Here is a 22,582-nt window from a genome sequence, read left to right on the forward strand (position 1 = left end):
CCGGGTCGTCGAGTGCCAGCTCGACGGCCCGGGCTTCGTGTCAGGGGCGGTCCGCGGGGCCGGGGACGGGGAACGCGAAGAAGCGCACGGCGACGTGCCGCGCGTCCGCGGGCGTCTCGTCCACCGGTCGTTGGTAGCGCTTGAGCAGCGCCATGTACTCGTCGAAGAACTCGTGCAGCTCGGGCAGCGTCAACCGCACCGAGCCGCGGGAGTGGGGCAGCGCGTCCGCCCACTCGCCCAGCTCCGACCGCCGGGCCAGGAACTCGTCGAACAGCTCCTGGTCGGCGGCCAGCTTGAGCTGCCTGAGCTGGTCCACGAGGGTCCGCACTTCCGGGTCCGCCGGCGCCCGGGGCCCGCGCAAGTCCTGCACGGGCGCGCGCCACCACCGTTCACGGCCGTGCGCGCGCTCGGGCACTTCCTCCACGAACGCGTGCTTCGCGAGCATCCGGAGGTGGTAGCTGGTCGCGCCGCTGCTCTCGCCGAGCGCCTTGCCGAGCGTGCTGGCCGTCGCCGGACCGTGCTGCCCGAGGTGGCGCAGGATCCGTTGGCGCAACGGGTGCGCGAGCGTGCGGAGTTCGTCGACGTCGGAGATCTCGCGCGGTGCGACCATGGTGCAAAGCTAGCGTTGCAAAGCCTGCTTTGCAACCTCGTCGTGCAACCGCACCCAGTCCTCCCGCCGGTCACGCCACGCGTCGCTCGCGAAGAGCGCGGCCTTCGCTTCCGCCGTCGAGAGCCCCAGGACGCGTGACGCGACGTAGGTGGTCTCGACCGGCGACTTCCCCCGTTCCCGCAGCTCGCGGAACACCTGCTCGCCATCCCGACCCGCCATGCTCGTCACGAGCACGTCCAACGCCGTCCGATCCACCACCCGACCTCCCTCACCGCAGCGGGAACGGCGGCTCGCCGCACGACCGGGCGTCGACCTGGAACCCGCCACAGGACCCCGGCCGCGCGACTTACCAGACGTCGTCGTCGGGCCGCCGCCGATCCACGCCCGACAGTGGATCAGCTGTAGAGCCCGTCGTACAGCGCGGCGTGCGTGGAGTGCACGACCTTCCGCTTCACCTTCAACGTCGGGGTCAGCTCGCCCTCGTCCTGGCTCAGGTCGCGGTCCAGCACGGTGAAGCGCTTGATCTGCGAGACGTGCGCGAAGTGGGAGTTCGCCTCGTCCACCACGCCCTGGATCAGGTCCCGCACCTCGGACGTGCGGGCCAGCGCGGGCAGGTCGGTCGGCAGACCCCGGGCCTTCGCCCACGGCACGATCTCGTCCACGTCCAAGGTGATCAGCGCGACCAGGTACGGCTTGAGGTCCCCGTAGACCACCGCGTGCGAGATCCAGCGCGACTGGCGGAGCTGGTTCTCGACGTTCGCGGGCGCGATGTTCTTGCCGCCGGCGGTGATGATGATGTCCTTCTTGCGGCCCGTGATGGTGACGAAGCCGTCGTCGTCGACCTCGCCGAGGTCGCCGGTGTGCAGCCAGCCGTCGGTCAGCACTTCAGCGGTGGCGGCGGGGTTGTTCCAGTAGCCCGCGAACACGTGCGGTCCCTGCATCAGCAGCTCGCCGTCCTCGGCCACCTTGAGCTGCAGGCCCGCCATCCCGAACGTGCCGACCGAGCCGAGCTTGTGCCGCGCCAGCGTGTTCACCGTGCCGACACCCGTGGACTCGCTCATGCCGTACCCCTCCAGCACGGGCACGCCGGCGGCCGTGAAGAACTCCAGCACCTCCACCGAGATCGGCGCCGCGCCCGACAACGCCTGCCGCAGCCTGCCCCCGAAGATCGCCCGGACCTTGGCGAACACCGGGTCCACCTGCTCGAACGCGGCCGCCAGGTCGGGCGGCAACGGCCGGCCGGCGGCCTGCGCCCGGCGCACCGCCAGCCCGACCTCCACCGCCTGCCGCAACCGCTCCGCCGGCACGCCGGCCGTGGCGGCGGTGTAGATCTTCTCGAAGATCCGGGGCACGGACGGCAGGAACGTCGGCCGCACCTGCGCCAGCTCCGCCACGACCTTCGACGTGTCGCCGCCGTAGAACGCGACCGCGTGGCCCGTGTAGAGCGCGCCCAGGTGCACGATCTGCGCGAACACGTGCGCCAGCGGCAGGAACAGGTACGCCACGTCGTCGGGCAGGACGTACGACAGCTCCTCGCTGAGCCGGCACATCGTCAGCCAGTTCCGGTTGGTGAGCACGCAGCCCTTGGGCGGACCCGTGGTGCCCGAGGTGTAGATGATCACGGTCGGGTCGTCCGGGTCGATCGCCGCACGGCGGTCGTCCAGCTCGTCCGGCAACGGCGACGTGCGCCCCTGCGACCGCAGCTCGTCCAACCCGCCACCCTCGATCACGATCACGTCCCGCAACGAGGGCACCTGCTCGCGGATCGACTCGACCTTGTCCCGCTGCGCGTCGTCCTCCGCGATCACGAGCACCGCACCCGAGTCGCCGATGATCCACGCGCACTCCTCCGCCGCGCTCGACGGGTAGATCGGCACCACGACACCACCCGCCGCGAGCACCGCCAGCTCCGCCGCCGACCACTCGACCCTGGTGTCCGCCAGCACGCACACCCGGTCCCCCGGCTCGACACCCAGGTGCACCAGCCCGGACGCCAGTTCCATGACCCACTCGGCGACCTCGGTGAACGTCAGGTCGTGCCACTGCCCGTCACGCGAGTGGCGCCACGCCACCCGGTCGTCGTGCGCCTGGGCGGCGGTGAAAGGCAGGTCGGCGATGACGCGTGCCGTGGTCGCGGGCATGGCGGTGCTCCTCACTGGACTGCGGAAGGGGTGACGCGCACGTGGACGCCGTTGAGCACGGCGGTGCCCGACAGCGGGTCCACGGCCAGGTCGTCGGTGAGCAGGTTGACGTTGACGCCGGGGTGGGCGCGCGCGGTGGCGAGTCGCGTGCCCGGCCGGTCGTGGCCCCACCCGTGCGGCAGGCTGACCACCCCGGCGGCCATGTCGGCGCTGACCTCCACGGTCACCTCGACCTCGCCGACCCGCGACGCCACCCGCGCCGGCCCGCCGTCCTCGAGACCCAGCCGCGCGGCATCGGCCGGGTTGACCAGCAACGTGCACAACTGCTTGCCCTTCACCAACGCGGGCACGTTGTGCAGCCACGAGTTGTTCGACCGCAGGTGTCGCCGCCCCACCAGCACCAACCCGTCAACGGGCCTTCGCAACGCCGCCAGCACCCGCGGCACGTCGGCCGCGATCGGCTCCGGGCACAGCTCGATCCGCCCGGACGGCGTGCGCAGGACTTCCGGCACCCGACTCGTCAACGCCCCCAAGTCGACCCCGTGCGGCCGTTCCAGCAAGTCGTCCACCGACAACCCGTACGCCCCGGCCCGCAACCGGGCGTCCAACAGCCGTTCCTCACGGCTGTACCCGGACTCCCCCGACAGCCCGACCAACGCGTCGAGATCCGCGTCCGCCCCGAGCCCGGCCAGGATCCCGGTCAACCGCAACAGGATCTCACCCTCGTCCACCTCGTCCGCTCCGAGCGGCACGGGGGGCCGCGAGTACTTCGCCACGTTCCGCACCGTGAACGACAGGAACGCCAAGTCGTAATGGGCACGCCTGCTCGGCGGCGGAGGCGGCAGGATCACGTCCGCGTGCCGCGTCGTCTCGTTGAGGTACGGGTCGACCGACACCATGAAGTCCAAAGTGGACAAAGCGGCGTCCAACCGACCCGAGTTGGGCACCGACAACGCCGGGTTCCCCGCCACCGTCACCAACGCCCGGACCTGCCCCTCACCGGGCGTCTCGATCTCATCGGCCAACGTGACGACCGGGAACTCCCCCGCCACCTCGGGCAGCCCCCGCACGCGACTGCGCCACCGCCCGGTGGCGAACCCCTTGCCCGACCCCGTCCCCCGCCGCATGTGCGCGGGCATCGGGAACATCGCCCCACCAACCCGATCCAGGTTCCCGGTCAGGACGTTCAGCACGTCCACCAACCAACTGGCCACTGTGCCGAACTCGACCGTCGTCGTGCCGATCCGCCCGTACACCGCCGCCCGCGACGCCGCCGCGAGCCGATGCGTCAACGCCCGGATCTCCTCCGCCCCGATGCCACACCGCGCCGCCACCGCCTCCGGCGTGAACGGCCGGGACAGCTCCCGCACCCCTTCCACCCCGTTCACGTGCGGCGCGAGGTCCTTCAGGTCGACCAACGACGCCGCGAACAACTCGTTCACCATCGCCAGCAGCAGGAACACGTCCGTGCCCGGCACGATCGCCAAGTGCTGATCGGCAGCCGCCGCCGTCCGACTGCGCCGCGGATCGACCACCACGAACGCCCCACCACGCCGACGCAACGCCTTCAACCGCCCCGGCACATCCGGAACCGTCCACAGACTGCCGTTCGACGAAAACGGATCCGCCCCCAACAACAACAAAAAGTCCGTCCGGTCGACATCCGGCACCGGAATCGAATACATCCCCCCGTAGAGCAGCCCGGACGACACGTGCTTGGGCATCTGGTCGACCGTCGCCGCGGTGAAGAAATTGCGCGACCCCAACGCCTTCCTCAACCCACCCGCGTACAGCCCACCGGCCAACGAGTGCACCGTCGGATTCCCCAAGTACAGGGCAACCGAATCCCGACCATGCTCACCGATAATCTCACTCAAACCTCGATCGACCAGCGCGAACGCCTCACCCCACGACACCGCCTCGAACGACCCACCACGCCGCGCCAACGGCCCGCGCAACCGATCCGGATCAGCGTCCAACGCCCCCAACGACGCACCCTTGGGACAGAGGAAACCACCGCTGAACGTGTCCTGCCGATCACCACGAACACCAGTGATCCGATCCCCCTCGATCGTCAACTCCAACCCACAGGTCGCCTCACACAACGGACACGTCGTAAACGCGGTACGCATACCCCTCCTCACCCCAACAACCACCAGCAGGCTGGTGTTATCAACGAGCCCACAACGGACCCGCCACACCCCACCGAGGCCCATGTCAAATCGAGCCGGCCTTGCCCACCGGGGCCGAACCACCGGGACTGAACCACCGAGGGTTGAACCATTGAGGGCTGCACCACCGACCCACCCGCCACACCACCGACCCAACACGCCCGGCCTACCACCGAGTCAGTGCGGCTTCCACAACAACTAAGCCCTACCCCCGCCCGTCCGCCCCCTCCAACCCACCCACCCCGTCCAACACCCGCGCCAACTCCAACCGCGACGACACCCGCAACTTCGCGTAGATCCGCGACAGGTACACCTCGATCGTCCGCGGGCTGTAGTGCAACGCCGCCGCGATGTCCCGGTTGCGCATCCCCTGCTGCACCAACCGCGCGACGTTCTCCTCCGCCGCCGTCAACACCCCGGACGCCCGCCCCCGCCCGCGCGCCCGCGGCACCTTCGCACCCAACTCCTTCAACCTCGCCCCAGCCTGCCGACGCAACCCGTGCGCACCAACCCGCTGGAACACCGCATACGCCTCGAGCAGCTCGTCCACGGCCGCCCCGTCCACCAGCCCCAACGCCAACTGCCCCCGTGCCCGCTCGAACACCAGCCCACCGACCTCCGCCTCGCGCACCGCCTCACGCAGCACCGCACCGTCCCGCTCGACCAGCCCGACCACCCGCCGGACCGTCGTCCGGGTCCACGGCGACACCCGATCGGCCGCCACGGCCCGCAGCCTCCCCAGCACCCGCCGCGCGTCGTCCACCCGACCACCGGCCAGGTCCAGCTCGACCAACCGGCCCAGCAACTCGCAGCCGTACGCCGACGTCCCGTCGTCGTCGACCGCCTCCACCAGCACCCGCCGCGCGCCCTCCACGTCACCCCGCGCCGCCAGGTACCCGGACATCGCCAACGCGTGCAGGCGGGACATGTTGGGGCTGTTCGGCACCCCGAACGCGGCCAACCGCGCGGCGACGTCCAGCTCACCCCGCCAGGTGCGCACCTCCAGCTCGATCGCGCGCAGCCCGTCCAGCATCATCAGCTCCTGCCGCGACTCCAACTCCGCCGCCGCCCGCCCCACCCGCTCCAGGCACGCGTCCCACTCACCGCCGAACCAGTCCAGCGCCACCCGCGCCATCTCCAGCTCACCGCGGAACGCGTGCCCGCCCGCCCGTTCCCGCAGCTCCTCCGCCCGCCGCAACCGCCACGACGCGTCGTGCACCAGACCGGCCAACGCGCCCGTCGACGCGCTCACCGCCAACGCCTGCAGCTCCAACGCGGGCTGTCCGTCCGCCGCGGCCAGCGACCGGTTCGCGTAGTCGACCGTCTTGTCGTGCCGGAACAGCATCGACGTGACGACCGCCAGCCGGTCGAACACCACCACGCCCTCGGCGGCCGACGTCAGCGGCATCGCCTCGGTCCGCTCCGCGGCGACCAACGCCTCGGCGTGACGCCCGGTGAACACCAACAACAACGCCCGCTGCGCGTGCAACGCCGCCGGCGCCCCCGCCACCCCCGCAGCCGCCAGCTCCGCGTCCACCAGCCGCAACGCCTCCGCGAACCTCCCGACCAGGAACATGCTGGTCAGCACCACCATCGCGCACCGCGACCGCTCCGCACCGGCAGGCAGCGCCGCCAACGCCGCCAGACCGGGCTCGATCGCCGCACCGGGCCGGGACGCGTGCGCCAGCGCCCGGCACTGCGAGGCCAGCAGCCCGGCCCGTTCCGGCGCGGCCACCGGCAGCAGCTCCAACGCCCGCGCGCACAACGCCGCCGCCGTCTCGGGCGCCGTCGCGCGGTTCGCCGCGGCGGCCTGCGCCATCACCCGCACCGCGCGCAGGTCGCCCGGCGGCGCGGACTCGGCCAGGTGCCAGGCCAGCTCCATCTCGTCGACCGCCAGCCCGCGCGCCCGGTCGTCCAGCAGCCGCGCGCTGATCAGGCTGTGCAGGTGCCGACGCTGGGCGGGCCCGATCTCCTGGTACAACGCCTCACCGACCAGCGCGTGCGAGAAGCGGTAGCCCCGATCTTCGTCCCGCACCACGATGTGCGCCCGCAGCAGCCCGTCGAACGCGTCCACCACCGTCTCCTCGGGCAGCGACGACACCCGCGCGAGCAGCCCGATCTGGTCGAGCCGCACCCGCCGGAAGATCGACACCGCGCGGGCGACCGCCCTGGTGTCCCGGTCCAGCGGCGCGACCCGCCGCAGCACCGCTTCCCGCCTGGTCAGCCGGATCGCCGACGGCGACACGGTGAGCCGGGCCCGGTTGCCGTCCACCGCGACCAGGTCCAGTTCGCGCAGCGACCGGGCGATCTCGACCGCGAAGAACGGGTTGCCGTCCGCCCGCTGGTGGACCTCGTGCGCCAGGCCGTCGTCCACCGGCGTGCCCAGCACGGTCTCCACGATCCGCGCCACGTCACCGCCGCTCAACGGGGCCAGCCGCACGCGCACCACGTCGGCGTGCCGTTCGAGCCGGTCGAGCAGCTCCTCCACGCCGGGGTTCCGGTGGTGCTCGCGCACCGCCGTGATCAGCACCAACGGCGCGGCCGTGACCCTGCGCAGCACCACGGCGAGCATGGCCAGCGAGTCGTCGTCCACCTGGTCGACGTCGTCCAGCACGAGCGCGGCGGGCCGTTCGGCGGTGAGCGCGGCCAGCGCCCGTGCCACCACCTCGCACGACCGGCCGAACCAGGTCGCGTCGGGCGCCGCCGTCAGCTCCAACGCCTCCACCGCGGCGCGCACCTCACGCGACCCCGCCCCACCCGGCGCGACCGCCACCGACCGCAACGCCGTGGCCACCGCCGCGTACGGGATGCGCCTGCTCACGTCGTCCGACTCGGCGGCGGCCACCGCGCACCCCCGGTCGCGCAGCCGGCGGCACGCCTCGGCCACCAGGCTGGACTTGCCGATCCCGGGCTCGCCCGACACGACGACAGCCACCAACCCGGCCGCGGGCACGCGCTCGACCGCGTCGAACACGGCCGCCAACTCGGCCTCCCGGCCGAAGAAGGACCGGCCGACGAAAGACGACAACAGGCGACCTCCCGCCGTCGGAGCGGCCACCACCCTACCCACTGAGGAATCCCTACTCACGTGGCGTGGCTCACGGTGGTGGCATGGCGGCAGACAACCGCACCTGGAGGGTCCATGACGGTCGAGGGCACCTGCGCCGACGAGTTCGCCGAGGTCCGCGCCGAGTTCGAACGCAACTTCGCCGAACGCGGCGAGCTCGGCGGTGGCGTGCACGTGACGCTCGACGGCGAGACCGTGGTCGACCTGTGGGGCGGCGACGCGGGCGGGCGGCCGTGGACCGAGGACACGATCACGCACGTGTGGTCGTGCACCAAGGGCGCGACCGCGTTGTGCGCGCACGTGCTGGCGTCCCGGGGCGAGCTGGACCTCGACGCGCCGGTCACCGCGTACTGGCCGGAGTTCGGGCAGAACGGCAAGGCGGACACGCTGGTGCGGCACCTGCTGTCGCACCAGGCCGGGTTGACCGCGGTGCGGGAGCCGGTGCCGCCGGGCGGGATGCTCGACTGGGAGCTGATGACGGGCCTGCTGGCGCGGCAGGAGCCGTTCTGGGCGCCCGGCACGCGGCACGGCTACCACGCGTTGACGTTCGGGCACCTGATCGGCGAGGTGATCCGGCGGGTGTCCGGGCTGGCGCTGGCCGAGTTCTTCGAGAAGGAGGTCTCCGGTCCGCTGGGGCTGGACTTCTGGCTGACGCTGCCCGACGACCTGGAACCGCTGGTCGCGCCCACCGTCCCCGTCGAGCGCGGCGAGGCGCTGCCGGGCATGTACGTGACCGGGCTGTCCGAGCCCGGGTCGATGCAGGGGCTGCTGCTGGGCAACACCGGCGGTTACGTCGCGGCGTCGAACACCCGGGAGGCCCACGCGGCGCAGTACGGCTCGGTCGGCGGGATGAGCAACGCGCGCGGCCTGGCGCAGATGTACCGGCCACTCGCGTCGGGCGGCGAGTACAACGGCGTGCGGCTGGTGGACGAGGCGCAGCTCCCGGTCATGTCGGGGGTGGAGTCGGCCGGGTTCGACGAGATGCTGCTCGCGCCGACCCGGTTCTCGGCCGGGTTCATGAAGGCGGCGGCCAACCGGCGCCTGCCCGCCGTGGAACGCGGGGTGGCGATGTCGGAGGACGCGTTCGGGCACTCCGGGATGGGCGGTTCGCTGGGCTTCGCAGACCCCGGCGCGCGGATGTCGTTCGGCTACGCGATGACGAAGATGGGGCCGGGCCTGGGCGTCAATGCCCGCGGCCAGTCCCTTGTGGACGCCGTCTACCGCGCGTTGGGCTACCGCCAGGCCCTCACCGGCACCTGGTTCCGCTGACGGTTCAGCGCGCGCGGAGGAAGCGGGCGGCGGCCACGAACTCCTCTTCCTCCGGTCCGTCCTCCCACTCGTGCAGGCACAGCTGGTCCGCGACCTCCGCCAGCCCGCGCCAGCCGTCGTCGGGCAGGCCGTGCTCGCGCGCCACCGCCACCAGGTCCGCGAACGCGTCGGCGTGCAGGCCGTCGGCCAGGTGTCCGTCGTACGGGGCCAACGCCTCCCGGGGCAGCAACGCGGCCACCTCCACGAGGTGCGCGCGAGCACGGGCCTGACGGAGCAGCACCTCGTCGTCACCGGGATCGTCCAACGCCGAGGGCTCAACCGACGCGATCAGCAGCATCAGGAACCAGAGGCGTTCCACGTCCTCCTGGAACGCCTCTCGATCCTCCTGCACGCGCGGGTCCCACAACGGGCTGCCCTCGACCAACCGGCGGGCTTCGTCGTCGGGCACGCCGGCGCCCTTGGCGTAGTAGACGATCGCCGCCGACTTCGGCACCCCACGTCCACCGAGCGCGGTGAACACCTCTTCGTGCCCGAGCCCCCGGACGTGGGCGTCGTGGACCATGGCGATCAGCTCGGGGTCGTCGTGCACACCGGCGATCCTACGAGCCGGTGCCGTAGACCGAACGCAACCAGACGCACGTCAGGGTGTCGACCAGCTCGCGGTCCCGCGCCGCCGACCGGCGGGACCGCGAACGGCTCAGGAAGGCCTGCTCGTTCATCGCCACCAACACCGCCGCCAACGACTTGGCGTCCGGGCCCGCCGGAGCGACGCCCGCCTCCCGCTCGAGCTCGATCCGCGACGCGGTCGCCTCCACGAACCGGTGGGCGACGCCGGCCCAGAACTCCCGCATCAACGGGTCGGTGTCACGGGCCCGTACGGCGGCGCGCAGCACCGGCCCGTGCTCGCGCCACACCGCGAGGCTCGCGCCCAACGCGCGCCGGATCGAGGCCTCGGGCGGTTCGCTCCCGCGCCGCAGCCACGACGACGCCGACTCGTAGAGGGCGTCGAGGACTCCACCGGACAACGCGTGCAGCACCGCTTCCCGCGACGCGAAGTGGAAGTAGAACGTCGACCGCGAGATGCCCGCTCCCGAGGCCAGTTCGTCGACCGCGATGTCGTCCAGGGAACGGGTCTGCAGCAGCCGCTCGGCCGTGTCGAGGATCGCCTGCGAGGTGAGGTCGCCCTTGCTGGGCCTGCGTCGCGACCCGACCGTGCCGGCACGTGGGGACATGGCGGACATCCTCGGTTCCGCACGCGTTCGGCCGCAAGGTTTTCGCGCGCACCGCTGCCAAGTCGAGAACGTCGACGCGCACCACCGCGCCGGTCCGGGTAGACAATGGGGTGTGGATCCGCTCTGGGCACTGCGACAGGTGGCGTTCCAGCTGGAGCGCGCCGGTGAACCCACCTACCGCGTCCGGGCGTTCCGCAAGGCCGCCGAGGTGCTGGCGGCGTTGCCGGACGGGGAGGTGGCGCGGCGGGTCGCGGCGGGCACCCTGACCGACCTGCCCGGCATCGGCAAGGCCACCGCCGGCGTGATCGCGGACGCCGTCGCCGGGCGCGAGCCGGCCTACCTGAGCCGGTTCCGCGAGCCGGTGGTGGGCGGGCAGGCGCTGCGGGCGTTGCTGAAGGGCGACTGCCACACGCACTCCGACTGGTCGGACGGCGGCAGCCCGATCCGGGAGATGGCCGAGACCGCGCGCGACCTCGGGCACTCGTGGATCGTGCTGACCGACCACTCGCCCCGGCTCACGGTGGCCAACGGGCTGTCCGCGGACCGGCTGCTCGAGCAGCTGGACGTGGTGGCGGAGCTGAACGCCGAGCTGGCGCCGTTCCGGATCCTGACCGGCATCGAGGTGGACATCCTCGACGACGGCGCGCTCGACCAGCGGCCCGAGCTGCTCCAGCGGCTCGACCTCGTGGTCGCCAGCGCGCACTCGAAGCTGCGGATGGCGGCGCCGGAGATGACGCGGCGGATGGTGGCCGCGGTGTCCAACCCGCACGTCGACGTGCTCGGGCACTGCACGGGACGGCTGGTGGTCGGCAAGGGGCGGCCGGAGTCGACGTTCGACGCGGAGGCGGTGTTCTCGGCGTGCGTCGAGCACGGCACGGCGGTGGAGATCAACTCGCGGCCGGAGCGCCGCGACCCGCCGGGCAGGCTGCTGCGGCTGGCGGTCGAGCTGGGGTGCACGTTCGCGATCGACAGCGACGCGCACGCACCGGGGCAGCTGGACTGGCTGTCGTTCGGCTGCGAGCGTGCCGAGGAGTGCGGCGTCACCCCCGACCGGGTGATCAACACCCTGGAGGCCGCGGACCTCCTGTCCCGCTGACCACCGACCGCGCAACCGCCAACCGCGCCGACCGTCCGGCCCTCAACGACCAGCCGTCGCCGGGCGCTGCGCCCTCGACGCGCGGACCAGGTGGCCGTACCACGGGATCAAGGGCCCGGTCCGGCCTTCGACCAGGCGCAGCCACGTGGCGCGGCACAGGGCGAGGAACGGCGCCGCGTCCCAGTAGCGCGCCAGCTCCGCCAGCGAGCGGGTCTGGACGTTGCCCAACCCGTACCGGCGGTCGAAGCCGTACGACACCGGCACCGCCGCGCCGTTCGCCTCGATCACCAGCGGGGTGAGCCAGCGGCCGAGGGGTTGCCCGTCGTCGACCGGCGCGGCCATGAACGCCTCCGGCTTGCGGGCCAGCATGGTGCGCGGCACGGCGTCCAGCTGGACGGCCAGGCCGTGTTCCTCGGCGATGCGGCCCAGCTCCACCGCCGCGTACGCCAGCTCGACGGCGTCCGGGCGCTCACCGGCCATCAACCTGTTCGCGGCGCCTTCCGGCTCCAACGGGTGAACCTGGAGAAGCAGAGCGCCCGATTGGACCGCGGCCAGTGCGACTTCACCCAGTTGGGTGGCATTCCCCTGGGTCAACGTGGTGATCACGCCGACCGGGAGCCCGACCTCGGTGAGCCGGCGGATGCCCGCCAACGCCTTCTCGAAGCACCCTTCCCGATCACGGATCCGGTCGTGCGTGGCGCGATCACCGTCCAGCGACACGGCCACCAGGTCGACCAGCCCGCGCACGAGGCCGATGCGGCGCTGCGTCAACGCCACCGCGTTCGTCGTGACGGTCGTCCGCAGCCCGGCCTCGCGGGCGGCGCGCAGCAGCGCGGGCAGTTCCGGGTACAGGAACGGCTCACCACCGGAAACGTTCAGCACGTCGTAGCCGAGCGCGGCCGCGTCACGCACCACGGCCGACAGCACGGAGATCGGGATGGCCTCGGCGACGTCCGGGCCCGAGCTGGAGTAGCAGTGCAGGCAGCGCAGGTTGCACAGCCTGGTCGGGTGGACCTGCAGAACCGCCCGGCCACTCGTCTGGCCCATTCCACCCTCCCGCGATGCTCGACATCCCTATGGAGCACGCACGAGGCCCGGTGATACGTCGAACCGTCAACCCGCTTCGCGGCCGCACGCGACCGGGGCCCGCCCGACGCCCGCTCATCACCACCGCCCGCCCCCCGGCCGAGCGTCCCGCCGACGCCGTCCCGCGACGCGCGAGGGTGCGCATTCCGATCCACCGCCGCAATTGTGCGGACAACTCACGAAACCACTCGAATTGACGTTTTCGGCGCGTGCCGACCGATCCGGTGTTAACGTGCTGCGCCGGTCGAGGCATTACCCGGCATTATCCCGAGTTCGGCTCACGTCTTTGGACCTGAAGGGGTCGCCGACATGGATGACCAGGACTTGAACACCGCTCACGTGCGCCGCAAACCGGGACCGGCGCTCTGGCTGTCGGCGGCCGGCGTGGCCGTGCTGGCGCTGGGGATCGCCATCGGCAGCACGTTCGACGCCGAGCCCGCCACCACCGCGGCCCCCGCCCTTCCGACCACATCACCGCAGGCCACGACCTCGACCACGGAGAGCGTCGCCGCCGCGAGACCGGGCACGATCTGGCTCTCCGACCTGCCACCGGTCGACAGCAGCTCGATCGACGACATGTACGTCGAGAGCCCGTGGACGGCCGCCCCCGCGAAGGTGCGGAAGGTGACCTACCCCAAATCCGTTTCCGCCACCGGAGCCTGGTGCTCGTCCGCCCAGCTGACATTCGCACTGGACGGCAAATACGACCGGTTCACCGCCCAGGTCGCGATCGCGGACGATTCATTGGCGACGAAAGAACTCGACTTCTACGTCCTCGTCGACGACCACCGGGCGGCCGAGATCGCGAACACCGGCCCCACCCCGCAACCGGTGGACCTCCCCGTCACGGGCGCGCGCCTGCTGACCATCGGCGTCGAGCCGTTGGCGGAGGACCCGAGCGACTGCCCGGGGCCGGAACGCGTGGGCGTCTGGGCGGACCCGACCCTGACCCCGGCCGGCTGACGGACAACGCCCCACGACCGGCTGAGGGACGACGTGGCCCCGCCCCGCGGCGCCGCGGGCCGGGGCCGGCGCTCCACAACCGGGAGCCCGGGGGCCAAACGACGGAAACCGCCCCCCGCCGGGCTGCGGGACGCGGGGCCCCGGCGGGGCGGAGCCGCGGCCGGGGCACGTCGATCCATCAGGTGCAGCCGGGCGACATCAGGCGTAGCAGGGCTTCTCGAACTTGAAGTCCTTCGCCGTCGGCCCCGTGAAGAAGTCCTCCACCAGCCCGACACCGGTCGCCGCCTGCTCGTCCGGCTTGTAGATCAACGTCTGCCGGAACGTGGCGTCGTTCGAGTTGCCGGCGAAGTTGCCCGCGCCCTGGGGCAGCATGCCCTCGTAGTCCACCGAGTTCAGCTGCCGCACGGCCGCGAGCACACCGGCCCTGGTCAGGTCCTTGTTCGAGGCCGCCTTCTCCAGCGCCGCCTTCAACGGGTACGACCACACCCACCCGGCCGTGTAGCCGTCGTTCGGCGTCACGCTCGGCAGGGCCTCGCGCAGCGCCTTGTGCCCCGGCGAGTCCGTCGCCCACGACTTCCACGGCGCGGACTGCAGGTACAGCGCCTTGATCGCGGGCGCCGCGGGGCTCTGCATCAGGCCCTGGTTCCACGTCGGCGACGTGCCGATGAACTTGCCCTTGAACCCGCGCGCCGCCGTCTGGCCGATGATCACCGCCGCGTCGGTCGGACCGGTGGTCAGGATGACCACGTCCGGCTTGTTCGCCAGCACCGCGTCGATCGCGCCGCCCTGGTTGTCCTGGCCGGTCTGGGTGACCGCGTTGGAGTACGCCACGCCGCGCTTCTCCGCCGCGATCTTCGCGCCCGCCGCCGCGTCGTCGCCGTAGTCACCGGGCAGGTGCACGGCCATCACGCTCTTCGCGCCGAGCTCGTCCACCGCGTAGTCGACCGAGTTCATCGACTCGACGCAGTAGTTCGCGCCCGATTCCAGGACGACCTCCTCCACGCCCCACAGCGACGTCCACGACGCGGGCACGCTGACCATCTGCGTGCTCTCCAGGTCGGGCAGGATCGCCGCGGTCGTCGGCGAGCCCAGGGTCTGCGCCAGGGCCAGGACCTTGCCCTTCATCTCCTGGTAGACCTGGTTGTGGATCTGCGGGTTGTACTTGTTGTCCTTGACGTACGTGGTCACGTCGACGTCGTAGCCGCCGATGCCGCCCTTGTCGTTGACGCGCTTCCAGAACGCCTTCTGCGACTCCGTGATCGGCACCGCGAGCGTCTTGAACGGCCCTTCGGTCAGGTCGGAGATCGACCCGAGGTAGATGCAGCCCCGGTCACTGTGGCCGGTGTCCGGGCACGGCTCGCTGGTCACGCCGAAGTCGACCTTGATACCGCCCTTGCCCTCCTGCGGCGCCGCGCCGTCGCCACCGCGACACGCGACGGCGGCCAGCGCCACCACGGAGAGCACCGCGAGCACCGCTCTGTGACTTGCCATCCCATCCACCCTTTCAGTACGAGAAAGGCCAAGTGCGCCAGTAGTTGCGGACGCGCACCCAGATACCGAACAGGCCACGTGGCTCCACGATCAGGAACACCACGATCAGCAGCCCGTAGAGGACCGCCTCGACCTGGAACACCGTGACCGCACCGGTCGCGTCTGCGCTGATGAACGGCAGCACCGTCGGGAGTTCCCGGGTGATGCGCGGCAGCAGCGTGATGAACAGCGCGCCCATGATCGCGCCGGAGATGGTGCCCGCGCCGCCGATGAGCACCATGGCGATGTACTGCACCGACAGCAGCAGGCCGAACGAGCCGGGGTCGAAGAACCCGTTGACCACGAACAACAACGAGCCCGCGACACCGGCGTAGAACGACGACACGGCGAACGCCAGCGCCTTGTACCGGGTCAGGTCGACGCCGATCACGGCCGCCGCCAGGTCGCGGTCGCGCACCGCCGCGAACGCCCGCCCGATCCGCGACCGCACCAGGTTGCGCGCCAGCACCGCGAAGATCACCAGCAGGACGAACATCAGCAGGTAGAGCTGCTGCGGCCCGCTGAAGAACTCCGACGGCCGGTCCAGCCGCACGCCGAACAGCTCCGGCACCGCCGCCGGCCGGCCCACGCCCGGACCGCCGGTCAACGACGTCCACTCGCGGAACACGTGCTCGCCGAGGAACACCAGCCCCAGCGTCACGATCGCCAGGTACAGCCCGCGCAACCGGACCGCGATCGGCGCCACGACCAGCCCCGCGAGCCCCGCCACCAGCCCGGACGCCAGCAGCCACACGGGCAGCGACGTCACCCCGAACCCGAGCACCCGCCCGTCCGGGTCCCCGGAGAGCGCCGCGCCGGTGTACGCGCCGATGGCCAGGAAGAACGCGTGCCCCAACGACACCTGCCCGGCGTACCCGGTCACGATGTTCAACCCGATCGCGCCGATCGCCGCCACGAACCCGGTGGCCAGCAACATCAGCAGGTCGTCGGTGATGGCGAACGGCACCAGCAGCGCCACCACCACCAACGCCCCCGTCCACGTCCGCTTGGGGCGCGTGTTGAGGAACGCCATGTCCTGCGCGTAGGAGGTGTAAAGCTCCGGACGACCCTTCACAGCCGCTCCACCTCCTTGCTGCCGAACAGCCCGTAGGGCCGCACGAGCAGCACGACCAACATCAGCACGTACGGCGCGACCAGCGCGAAGTTCGGCCCGAGCCACGGCGCCACGTCACCCTGGTAGGTGCCGACCAGCGACTCCACGACCCCGACGGCCAGCCCGCCGACGACCGCGCCGCCCAGCGAGTCCAGCCCGCCGAGGATGATCGCCGGCAACGCCTTCAGCGCGATCACCCACAGCTGCTGGTCCACGCCCGCGCCGGTGGCCACGAACACCCCGGCCAACGCCGCCAGACCACCCGCGATCGCCCACGACAGCGCGAACACCGAACCGACCGAGATGCCCTGCGCCAGCGCGACCTCCTGGTCGTAGGCCACCGCGCGCATCGCCAGCCCCACCCGGGAGAACCGGAAGAACGCGAACAGCACCGCGACCACGACCACCGTCGTGCCGAACATGACCAGGTACCGCTGCTGCACCTCGACGCCGAGCAGCGTCACCGTCGACAGGCCCCACGGGTCGCCGACCTGCCGCACGTCCAGCCCGATGAACGCGTTCGTCACCACGCGCACCACCACGTCCACGCCGATGGTGATGATCGCGACCACGAACACCGGCTTGCCGATCATCGGCCGCAGCACGGTCCGCTCCACGCCCAGCGCCAGCACGGCGATCAGCACCGCCGCGATCGGCACGGCCGCGAAGAACCCGACCTCCGCGGCCAGGTAGCTGACCAGCACCGCGCCCGCCAGCATGAACGCCGGCTGGGCGAAGCTGATCACCCTGGTGGACTTGTAGATGATGACGAAGCCCAGCGCCAGCAGCGCGTAGATCGACCCCGAGCCCAGGCCCCGGATCAGCGATTGCAGGAACTCGGTCATCCGCGCCCCCCGGCGTACATGTCGTCGACGAGCTCGCCGAACACCTTGGCCAGTGCCGACCGCTTGACCTTCTGCGTCGCGGTCAGCTCACCGTCCTCGTGGTCGAGCTCCTTCGGCAGCATGCGGAACTTCTTGACCTGCTCCACGGTGGCGAACCGCCCGTTGACCTCGGTCACGATGCCCTGCACCAACTCGCGCACCTCGTCCTTCTCCGCGAGGTCGCGGTAGGTGGTGTAGGTGATCCGGCGTTGCCTGGCCCAGTGGCCGACGGTGTCGTACTCGATGCCGATCAGCGCCACCAGGTACGGGCGCCGGTCGCCGAGCACGATCGCCTCCTTGATGTACGGCGAGGACTTCAGCGCGTTCTCGACCTCCGACGGCGCCACGTTCTTGCCGCCCGCGGTGATGATGATGTCCTTCATCCGGTCGGTGATCCGCACGTGCTTGCCGTCGACCCACTCGCCGACGTCGCCGGTGCGCAGCCAGCCGTCCGGGGTCATCGCCCGCCGGGTGGCCTCCTCGTCGCGCCAGTAGCCGGCGAACACGCCCGCGTGCCTGGTCTGGATCTCGCCGTCGTCGGCGATCCGCAGCTCCACGCCGGGGTGCGGTTCGCCGACCGTGCCGAGCTTCACCCGGCCGGGCCGGTTGCCGGTGGCGACGGCGCTGTTCTCGGTCATCCCGTACACCTCGTGCATCGGCACGCCGATGCCCATGAAGAACCGCAGCACCTGCGGCGAGATGGGCGCGGCGCCCGACGCGGCGTACCGGACGTGCCGCAGCCCGATCCGCGCCTTCAACGCGCGGAAGCAGAACAGCCAGCCGATGCCGTACTTCAGCCGCGTGCCGACGGTGTGCCTGCCGCCGTTGCGCACCAGGTGATCGCCGAGGCCGTCGGCCACGCGCAGCCAGAACCGGGTGGTCGCCCGCTTGAGCCAGGTGGCGCTGGACGCGCTGATCGTGATGGCCGCCAACACCTTCTCCCAGATGCGGGGCACGCCGAACAGGATCGTCGGCTGCACCTCGCGCAGGTTCGCCTGCACCGTCTCGATGGACTCGGCGAAGTGCACCTGCACCCCGGCCGACGCGCTGAACCACGTGGTGAAGATGCGTTCGGCGACGTGGCACAGCGGCAGGTAGGACAGCGTGATGTCCTTCGGTGACGGCGGCGGTTCGGTGAACCCGCCGCCCTCGACCAGCGACTGGACGGCGAACTCGACGTTCGCCACGGTCAGCATCGCGCCCTTGGGCGGCCCGGTCGTGCCCGAGGTGTAGATCAACGTCATCACGTCGTCCGCCTCGACCTCGCGCATCCGGCGCGCGACCGCGTCCGGGTTCCGCTCCCGGTGCTCCGCGCCCATCGCCAGGAAGTCGTCCCACGACAGCAGCTTCGGGTTGTCGTAGCGGTGCCGGATGCCGCGCGGCTCGATGTACACGATGCGCTCCAGGTCGGGCAGGGCGTCCAGCACGGCCAGCGCCTTGTCCACCTGCTCCTGGTCCTCGGCGATGAGCACGCGGGTCGCGGAGTGCGACAGCAGGTACGCGACCTCGGCGGCCGGGTTCGTCGGGTACAGGCCCACGGTGACCGCCCGCACGGCCGCCGCGCCGATGTCGGTGTAGAGCCACTCGCGGCGGTTCTCCGAGTGGATCGCGACCCGGTCGCCCGCGTCGACGCCGAGCGCCAGCAGGGCGTGGCCGACCAGCTCGGCCTGCGCCCAGTACCGCGCCCAGCTCACCTCGCGCCAGATGCCGAAGTCCTTGGCCCGCAACGCCACCGCGTCCGGCGTGCGGGCGGCCCGGTCGCGGACGCGGGTCACGATGGTGGTGAGCCCGGTGGTGGTGGCCGTCGTCATGCCGCGCCTCCCGCGCTCTGGTGCGCCTCGCCGAGGTAGGCGCGCACGACGTCGGGGTCCTGCTGCACCTCGGCGGGCGTGCCGGTGCGGATCGGCTTGCCGAAGTCCAGCACCATCACCCGGTCGGCGAGGTCCATCACCAGGCCCATGTCGTGCTCGACCATGACCATCGCGATGCCGAGCTCGTCGCGGACGTCGAGCACGAACCGCGCCATGTCCTCGGTCTCCTCGACGTTCATGCCCGCGACCGGCTCGTCCAGCAGCAGCACCTTCGGCTCCATCGCCAGCGCGCGCCCGAGTTCCACGCGCTTCTGCACGCCGTACGGCAGCAGGCCCACCGGCAGGCGCCGCCACTGCTCCAGCTCGAGGAAGTCGATGACCTCCTCGACCGCCTCCCGGTTGGCCAGCTCCTCGCGCCGGGCCCGGCCGACCCACGCGAACGCGGCCAGCGCCCCGTACCGCATGTGGTTGTGCCGGCCCAGCATCAGGTTCTCCACCACGGTGAGGTGGGCGAACAGCTCGATGTTCTGGAACGTCCTGGCGATGCCCATGGCGGCGACCTTGTGCGGGCGCCTGCCCAGCACCTCCTCGCCCTGGAACCGCACCGACCCCTGCTGTGGCCGGTAGACGCCGGACAGCACGTTGAAGATCGACGTCTTGCCCGCGCCGTTGGGCCCGATGATGGCGAACAGCTCGCCCGCGGCGACGTGGAACGACACGCCGTCCACGGCGGTGACGCCGTCGAACGCCAGCCGCACGTCCCGCACTTCGAGCACGTTCGCCCCGGCTTCCCGGCTCTGCGCTGCTCGGCTCACGACAACCACCGCTTCCGCCGCTTGTAGTGCTTCACGTCGCGGAACGACTGCGCGGCGCCCTCACCGCGCAGGCCCAGGTAGAACTCGCGCACGTCCTCGTCGGCCAGCAGCGCGGCGGCCGGCTTGTCCATCACGACCTTGCCCGTCTCCAGCACGTAGCCGTGGTCGGCGATGGACAGCGCCATGGTCGCGTTCTGCTCGACCAGCAGCACGGTCGTGCCGGCCGCGTTGATCTTCACGATGAGGTCGCGGATCTGCTGGACCATGAGCGGGGCCAGGCCCAGGCTCGGCTCGTCCAGCAGCAGGTAGCGAGGCTCGGACATCAGCGCCCGGCCGATGGACAGCATCTGCTGCTCGCCGCCGGACAGGTAGCCCGCGCTCTGCCGCCGCCGTTCGCGCAGCCTGGGGAACAACTCGTACATCCGGTCCAGGTTCTGCTTGATGCCGCGCGGCCTGCTGTGCCCGCCGATGCGCAGGTTCTCCTCGACCGACAGCTCGGCCAGGATGCGCCTGCCCTCCAGCGCCTGCTTCACGCCGAGCGACGCGATGCGCGTCGGCGAGGCGCGGTGGATCGGATCGCCGTCCAGGGTGATCCCGCCGCGCGTGACCTTGCCGTCGTGCACGTCGAGCAGGCCGGACAGCGCGCGCAGCAGCGTCGTCTTGCCCGCTCCGTTCGCGCCGAGCAGGGCGACGATCCGCCCCTCCGGGACCCTCAGGCTCACGCCGCGCAGCACCAACATCACGTCGTCGTAGACCACCTCAAGGTTGTTCGCCTCGAGCACCAGGCGCCTCCGGGGATGTCGGGGAGGCGATCAGTATGACTCCGATCACAGGGTTACCTACCGCTGTTCGCAAACCGTGATGAACCAGCCCACGGCATGTTCGGCTTTCACGATTCTGTTGCTCAGTCCTGTGTGGACTGGTGTAGCGGGAGGGGTCCGTGGGTATGCCCCCGGCTACTGCGACGAGGGTTGTGAGGAGCGTTCGCCACACATGGACGGCTCGGAGGTGGAGCTCAGGGTGGCGGCCAGACCGGCCCACCTCTCGGTCATCCGCGCGGTCGCCGGCGCGGTCGCGCGGCGCACCCCCGACCTGGCCGTCGACCTGATCATCGCCGTCGACGAGGCGTGCAGCGCACTGATCTCCCGGACCCTGGACCCGTCGGCCGTCCTGCGGTGCCGGTTCGCCCGGGAAGGTGATTCCGTCCGCTTCCGGGCGGAGGTCCGGTCATCGGCCGTCACCGTGCCCGATCATGACTCGTTGTACTGGCGGGTCGTCAGCTCCGTGACCGACGCGGTGGCCACCTGGGTTGACGGGGAGGGTCGGTTGCGGGTCGAGCTGAGGTGTCGGGCATGAACGCGGTGGACTACCAGCCGCTGTTCCACGAGCTGGCGGAAGCCGAGCGGGACGGCGAGCGCTACCAGCGGCTGCGTGACCGGTTGGTCACCGAGCACCTGCCGATGGCCAGGCACATCGCCGACCGGTTCGCCGAGCGCGGCGAGTCCGTGGAGGACCTGCGGCAGGTGGCGGCGGTCGGGCTGATCAACGCCGTGGACCGGTTCGACGTCACGCGCGGTATCGACTTCCTGGCGTTCGCCGTGCCGACGATCACCGGTGAGGTGCGGCGGTACCTGCGTGACCAGGGGTGGGCGCTGCGCGTGCCGCGGCGGTTGAAGGAGCTGTGCGTCGCCATCGACACGGCGCGGGTGGAGCTGTCCCGCGTGTCCGGGCGCACGCCGACGCCCAGCGAGGTCGCCAGGCACCTCGGCATCGGGGTGGACCAGGTCTACGAGGGGCTGCACGCGACGTCGGCGTACCACCTGCTGTCGTTGGACGAGCAGTCGATCAGCGAGGAGTTGAACTACGCCGAACGGCTGATCAGCGACGACCCGGCTCTGGAGGTCGTCGAGCTGCACCACGCGTTGGACCCGATGCTGCGCGGGCTGCCCAAGAGGGAGAGGCGGATCGTGGTGCTGCGCTTCTTCCGCGGCATGACGCAGAGCCAGATCGCGGACTCGGTCGGCGTGTCGCAGATGCACGTCTCGCGGCTGTTGAGCCGGTCCTTGGCCCGGTTGCGCTCGTTGCTCGATGATGAGTAGCGCTCGTGCGCCGTCGAGCCTGGGTCGCGCGGGACGGAAGGGGTGGTCGCCGTGGTGGCGGGCCCGGTGAGCCTGGCGTGGCCGCAGCGGGCGGCCGTGGTCCTGGGCGTGCTGCTGGTCGCGTGGGGCGTGGCGGACCTCGTGCGGTCCGAGCCGGGATGGGCGGTGCTGCACCTGGTGAGCGGTGTGGTGATCGGGGCGGCGGCGGTGCGGACCCGGGTGGCGCGGCTGGTCGGCTCGATGACGGGTGTCGTGTACCTGGTCGTGTTCGCGTTCGGGGTGAGCGAGTCGGGTGGGTCGATGGACGCCGGCCTCATCGGCAACGCGGTGCACCTGCTGATCGGCTTCGCCTCCGTGGGCGTCGCGGAGGGCTGCGCGTGGTGCGAACAACGAGCCCGCCGCGCCGCCGACTCCCACTGACCTCCCCTTCCTTGTTCCACCTGTTCCTCCCACCTCGCCCCCACCCGCCTTCGCCACACCACTCGCCGAGCCGTCCGGCCGCCGTTCCCTCAGCCCTTCCCGCCGCCGTTCCCGCCGCCATTCCCATCGCCGTTCCCGCCGCTCTCTTCCCTCAGCCGTTGCTGCGCCGTTTCGAGGGCCGCTCCCACACCGATCTCAGGCCCGTTCCCACAGCCATCGGCGCGTTTTCCCGTGCCGGTGAGCGCGGTTGCACCAACCCCCTTTCGGGTACCAC

The 22,582-nt window shown here is 71.4% G+C and carries 20 protein-coding genes; 6 read left to right on the forward strand and 14 right to left on the reverse strand.

Annotation, left to right across the window (positions count from 1 at the left end; translation table 11 throughout):
* Positions 1 to 40 precede the first annotated feature (40 nt).
* The 5 genes from LNK82_RS07620 to LNK82_RS07640 all read right to left on the reverse strand — a co-directional run bounded on the left by LNK82_RS07620 (position 41) and on the right by LNK82_RS07640 (position 7,950).
* Positions 41 to 610, reverse strand: coding sequence for an ArsR/SmtB family transcription factor (locus LNK82_RS07620; protein ID WP_230566232.1), 570 nt, complete (start codon positions 608 to 610; stop codon positions 41 to 43).
* 9 nt (positions 611 to 619) lie between these two features.
* The gene (locus LNK82_RS07625; protein WP_230566233.1) at positions 620 to 868 is read right to left on the reverse strand and encodes a hypothetical protein; all 249 of its coding nucleotides are present in this window, start codon (positions 866 to 868) and stop codon (positions 620 to 622) included.
* Positions 869 to 1,005: 137 nt separating this feature from the next.
* Entirely contained in the window at positions 1,006 to 2,751 is a 1,746-nt protein-coding gene (locus LNK82_RS07630) for an AMP-dependent synthetase/ligase (protein ID WP_230566234.1), read from the reverse strand.
* 11 nt (positions 2,752 to 2,762) lie between these two features.
* On the reverse strand, positions 2,763 to 4,883 hold the full coding sequence (locus LNK82_RS07635; protein WP_230566235.1) for a molybdopterin-dependent oxidoreductase: 2,121 nt from the start codon (positions 4,881 to 4,883) through the stop codon (positions 2,763 to 2,765).
* 244 nt (positions 4,884 to 5,127) lie between these two features.
* Positions 5,128 to 7,950 carry an ATP-binding protein gene (locus tag LNK82_RS07640; RefSeq protein WP_230566236.1) on the reverse strand — a complete coding sequence of 941 codons (2,823 nt, stop codon included), beginning with the start codon at positions 7,948 to 7,950 and terminating at the stop codon, positions 5,128 to 5,130.
* 114 nt (positions 7,951 to 8,064) lie between these two features.
* Here LNK82_RS07640 and LNK82_RS07645 point away from each other — a divergent pair, with 114 nt between their 5' ends.
* Positions 8,065 to 9,258 (forward strand): serine hydrolase domain-containing protein, encoded by a 1,194-nt coding sequence (locus tag LNK82_RS07645; RefSeq protein WP_230566237.1) that lies wholly within the window; start codon positions 8,065 to 8,067, stop codon positions 9,256 to 9,258.
* Between the two features lie 4 nt (positions 9,259 to 9,262).
* Here LNK82_RS07645 and LNK82_RS07650 read toward each other — a convergent pair whose 3' ends face one another.
* Together LNK82_RS07650 and LNK82_RS07655 are read right to left on the reverse strand one after the other, a co-directional pair.
* Entirely contained in the window at positions 9,263 to 9,847 is a 585-nt protein-coding gene (locus LNK82_RS07650) for a hypothetical protein (protein ID WP_230566238.1), read from the reverse strand.
* Between the two features lie 10 nt (positions 9,848 to 9,857).
* Complete coding sequence (locus LNK82_RS07655; RefSeq protein ID WP_230566239.1) at positions 9,858 to 10,490, reverse strand: TetR/AcrR family transcriptional regulator; 633 nt, start codon at positions 10,488 to 10,490, stop codon at positions 9,858 to 9,860.
* 112 nt (positions 10,491 to 10,602) lie between these two features.
* Between LNK82_RS07655 and LNK82_RS07660 the strand changes: the two genes are divergently transcribed.
* Positions 10,603 to 11,586 (forward strand): PHP domain-containing protein, encoded by a 984-nt coding sequence (locus tag LNK82_RS07660; protein WP_230566240.1) that lies wholly within the window; start codon positions 10,603 to 10,605, stop codon positions 11,584 to 11,586.
* A gap of 42 nt (positions 11,587 to 11,628) precedes the next feature.
* Here LNK82_RS07660 and LNK82_RS07665 read toward each other — a convergent pair whose 3' ends face one another.
* Positions 11,629 to 12,633, reverse strand: coding sequence for a radical SAM protein (locus tag LNK82_RS07665; protein WP_230566241.1), 1,005 nt, complete (start codon positions 12,631 to 12,633; stop codon positions 11,629 to 11,631).
* Positions 12,634 to 12,981: 348 nt separating this feature from the next.
* Between LNK82_RS07665 and LNK82_RS07670 the strand changes: the two genes are divergently transcribed.
* The gene (locus tag LNK82_RS07670; protein ID WP_230566242.1) at positions 12,982 to 13,635 is read left to right on the forward strand and encodes an NPCBM/NEW2 domain-containing protein; all 654 of its coding nucleotides are present in this window, start codon (positions 12,982 to 12,984) and stop codon (positions 13,633 to 13,635) included.
* 198 nt (positions 13,636 to 13,833) lie between these two features.
* On the opposite strand, the gene LNK82_RS07675 is transcribed toward LNK82_RS07670, so the two are convergent.
* The 6 genes from LNK82_RS07675 to LNK82_RS07700 are packed head-to-tail and all read right to left on the reverse strand — an operon-like array spanning position 13,834 to position 20,571.
* Entirely contained in the window at positions 13,834 to 15,126 is a 1,293-nt protein-coding gene (locus tag LNK82_RS07675) for an ABC transporter substrate-binding protein (RefSeq protein ID WP_230566243.1), read from the reverse strand.
* Between the two features lie 13 nt (positions 15,127 to 15,139).
* Positions 15,140 to 16,240, reverse strand: a complete 1,101-nt coding sequence (locus tag LNK82_RS07680; protein ID WP_230566244.1) for a branched-chain amino acid ABC transporter permease — start codon at positions 16,238 to 16,240, stop codon at positions 15,140 to 15,142.
* The gene (locus LNK82_RS07685; protein WP_230566245.1) at positions 16,237 to 17,124 is read right to left on the reverse strand and encodes a branched-chain amino acid ABC transporter permease; all 888 of its coding nucleotides are present in this window, start codon (positions 17,122 to 17,124) and stop codon (positions 16,237 to 16,239) included. The genes LNK82_RS07680 and LNK82_RS07685 overlap by 4 nt, the downstream gene beginning before the upstream one ends.
* Positions 17,121 to 18,974: an AMP-dependent synthetase/ligase gene (locus LNK82_RS07690; RefSeq protein WP_230566246.1), complete on the reverse strand. Its 1,854-nt coding sequence runs from the start codon at positions 18,972 to 18,974 to the stop codon at positions 17,121 to 17,123. The genes LNK82_RS07685 and LNK82_RS07690 overlap by 4 nt, the downstream gene beginning before the upstream one ends.
* Positions 18,971 to 19,789: an ABC transporter ATP-binding protein gene (locus LNK82_RS07695; RefSeq protein ID WP_230566247.1), complete on the reverse strand. Its 819-nt coding sequence runs from the start codon at positions 19,787 to 19,789 to the stop codon at positions 18,971 to 18,973. The genes LNK82_RS07690 and LNK82_RS07695 overlap by 4 nt, the downstream gene beginning before the upstream one ends.
* Complete coding sequence (locus LNK82_RS07700) at positions 19,786 to 20,571, reverse strand: ABC transporter ATP-binding protein (protein ID WP_230566248.1); 786 nt, start codon at positions 20,569 to 20,571, stop codon at positions 19,786 to 19,788. Before LNK82_RS07700 ends, LNK82_RS07695 begins: the two co-directional genes overlap by 4 nt.
* 211 nt (positions 20,572 to 20,782) lie before the next feature.
* On the opposite strand from LNK82_RS07700, the gene LNK82_RS07705 reads away from it, so the two are divergent.
* Genes LNK82_RS07705 through LNK82_RS07715 form a run of 3 tightly spaced genes read left to right on the forward strand, consistent with a single transcriptional unit; the run spans position 20,783 to position 22,308 of the window.
* Positions 20,783 to 21,145: an ATP-binding protein gene (locus tag LNK82_RS07705; RefSeq protein ID WP_230566249.1), complete on the forward strand. Its 363-nt coding sequence runs from the start codon at positions 20,783 to 20,785 to the stop codon at positions 21,143 to 21,145.
* Positions 21,142 to 21,888 (forward strand): SigB/SigF/SigG family RNA polymerase sigma factor, encoded by a 747-nt coding sequence (locus tag LNK82_RS07710; protein WP_230566250.1) that lies wholly within the window; start codon positions 21,142 to 21,144, stop codon positions 21,886 to 21,888. The genes LNK82_RS07705 and LNK82_RS07710 overlap by 4 nt, the downstream gene beginning before the upstream one ends.
* 42 nt (positions 21,889 to 21,930) lie before the next feature.
* Complete coding sequence (locus tag LNK82_RS07715; protein ID WP_230566251.1) at positions 21,931 to 22,308, forward strand: hypothetical protein; 378 nt, start codon at positions 21,931 to 21,933, stop codon at positions 22,306 to 22,308.
* Positions 22,309 to 22,582 lie beyond the last annotated feature (274 nt).

Origin of the sequence: Saccharothrix luteola (assembly GCF_020859565.1) — a bacterium.
Lineage (GTDB): Bacteria > Actinomycetota > Actinomycetes > Mycobacteriales > Pseudonocardiaceae > Actinosynnema > Actinosynnema luteola.

Excerpts from the sequence above, each read along its gene's own strand:
- LNK82_RS07620 (WP_230566232.1), bottom strand. The coding sequence starts at position 610 with ATGGTCGCACCGCGCGAGATCTCCGACGTCGACGAACTCCGCACGCTC.
- LNK82_RS07630 (WP_230566234.1), bottom strand. The coding sequence starts at position 2,751 with ATGCCCGCGACCACGGCACGCGTCATCGCCGACCTGCCTTTCACCGCC.
- LNK82_RS07635 (WP_230566235.1), bottom strand. The coding sequence starts at position 4,883 with ATGCGTACCGCGTTTACGACGTGTCCGTTGTGTGAGGCGACCTGTGGG.
- LNK82_RS07645 (WP_230566237.1), top strand. The coding sequence starts at position 8,065 with ATGACGGTCGAGGGCACCTGCGCCGACGAGTTCGCCGAGGTCCGCGCC.
- LNK82_RS07655 (WP_230566239.1), bottom strand. The coding sequence starts at position 10,490 with ATGTCCCCACGTGCCGGCACGGTCGGGTCGCGACGCAGGCCCAGCAAG.
- LNK82_RS07665 (WP_230566241.1), bottom strand. The coding sequence starts at position 12,633 with ATGGGCCAGACGAGTGGCCGGGCGGTTCTGCAGGTCCACCCGACCAGG.
- LNK82_RS07670 (WP_230566242.1), top strand. The coding sequence starts at position 12,982 with ATGGATGACCAGGACTTGAACACCGCTCACGTGCGCCGCAAACCGGGA.
- LNK82_RS07675 (WP_230566243.1), bottom strand. The coding sequence starts at position 15,126 with ATGGCAAGTCACAGAGCGGTGCTCGCGGTGCTCTCCGTGGTGGCGCTG.
- LNK82_RS07685 (WP_230566245.1), bottom strand. The coding sequence starts at position 17,124 with ATGACCGAGTTCCTGCAATCGCTGATCCGGGGCCTGGGCTCGGGGTCG.
- LNK82_RS07690 (WP_230566246.1), bottom strand. The coding sequence starts at position 18,974 with ATGACGACGGCCACCACCACCGGGCTCACCACCATCGTGACCCGCGTC.
- LNK82_RS07705 (WP_230566249.1), top strand. The coding sequence starts at position 20,783 with ATGGACGGCTCGGAGGTGGAGCTCAGGGTGGCGGCCAGACCGGCCCAC.
- LNK82_RS07710 (WP_230566250.1), top strand. The coding sequence starts at position 21,142 with ATGAACGCGGTGGACTACCAGCCGCTGTTCCACGAGCTGGCGGAAGCC.